The sequence below is a fragment of the Mycobacterium angelicum genome (assembly GCF_002086155.1).
In the GTDB taxonomy this organism is placed as follows: Bacteria; Actinomycetota; Actinomycetes; order Mycobacteriales; family Mycobacteriaceae; genus Mycobacterium; species Mycobacterium angelicum.
On the sequence record NZ_MVHE01000339.1, the window covers coordinates 1 to 370 of the forward strand.

Consider the following 370-nt stretch of genomic DNA (forward strand, 5'->3'; position numbering starts at 1 on the left):
ACCCCAAGCGGGTGCAGCCGAGCCGGGATACCGACTTGAAGGGGGGAAACACGTCGAAGTAACGCGGTGCGGCTCGCTCCTCAGATGCGGGAAATGCGATTGGTCTGTCCCACATTTCCTGGATTATCACGGCTTTTCCGCGATCATCAACGTGTATCCGATTCGTCCGGTTTGTACCGCGGCGCGTGCGAGCGCTGTGAAATCGCGCACCGAGTCGTGGCGAATGCCGTTGTCGGCGAGGATCTCCGGTGCGGCGACGTGCAAGGCGGTGATCCGCGCGTCGATGCGGTCGATCATGTCCAGCAGGCTCTCGTCATGAGACTCGATGTGGCGGGTGCGCAATCCGGCCCCTTCGAGGATGTCGGTGTAG

Annotated in this window: 1 pseudogene; it reads right to left on the reverse strand. The window is 61.9% G+C overall.

Annotated features, from left to right (window positions below):
- Window positions 1–126: 126 nt before the first annotated feature.
- A pseudogene (locus tag BST12_RS29690) lies at window positions 127–370 on the reverse strand (radical SAM protein); the annotation flags it as partial.